General features: G+C 78.0%; 1 protein-coding gene. It reads left to right on the top strand.

The window, feature by feature from the left end; translation table 11 throughout:
* Positions 1–8 precede the first annotated feature (8 nt).
* Complete coding sequence (locus LCE31_RS39955; protein ID WP_374118721.1) at positions 9–902, top strand: pentapeptide repeat-containing protein; 894 nt, start codon at positions 9–11, stop codon at positions 900–902.
* Position 903: the final 1 nt, after the last annotated feature.

Consider the following 903-nt stretch of genomic DNA (forward strand, 5'->3'; position numbering starts at 1 on the left):
GCACCCCCGTGTCCGTCCCCCTGGCGGATGTCCGCCGCCGCCCGGGAGCCGGCGGTCCGGCCACGGTGCCAGAGCTGCGGGCGGACTGCGCCTCCTGCTTCGGCCTGTGCTGTGTCGCGCTGTCCTTCTCCGCCGCCGCGGGATTCCCCTCGGACAAGGCCGCGGGTGAGCCCTGCGGCCACCTCGGGGACGACTTCGGCTGCGCCGTCCACCGGGAGCTGCGACCGCGCGGCTACGGGGGCTGCGCCGTGTACGACTGCTTCGGTGCGGGCCAGAAGGTCTCCCGCCACACCTTCGGCGGGACGCACTGGCGGGAGGCGCCTGCCACCGCGCCCGCGATGTTCGCCGCGCTGCCCCTCATGCGCCAGCTCCAGGAACTCCTGTACTACCTCGCGGAGGCGCGCTCCCTGCCCGCCGCCCGCCCGCTGCACGCTGAACTGGACCGCGTGTACGAGGAGACGGAGCGCCTCACCCTCGCCGACGCAGACGCGCTGCTCGCGACGGACGTCGCCGCGCACCGGGGCGGCGTGGTGGCCCCCCTGCTGGCGCGGGCCAGCAGCCGCGTACGGTCCGAGGCACTGCGCGCGCGGCGCGGCAGGCCCGCCGGGCGCGCGAACCGGAACCGGCGGGGCGCCGATCTGCGCGGCGCCCGGCTCGCGGGGAGCGACCTGTTCGGCGCGGACCTGCGCGGCGCCCGCCTGATCGCCGCCGACCTGCGCGGCGCCGATCTGCGGTGGGCCGACCTGATCGGCGCGGACCTCAGGGCCGCGCGGCTCGCGGGCGCCGATCTGACGGACGCCCTCTTCCTGACCCGCGCTCAGCTGGAGGCGGCGAAGGGCGACCGCGCGACCGCGCTGCCGCCCTCCCTGGCCCGCCCCGCCCACTGGCCGGACGGCGCCTGAG

Source organism: Streptomyces sp. 8L, assembly GCF_020176795.1.
GTDB lineage: Bacteria > Actinomycetota > Actinomycetes > Streptomycetales > Streptomycetaceae > Streptomyces.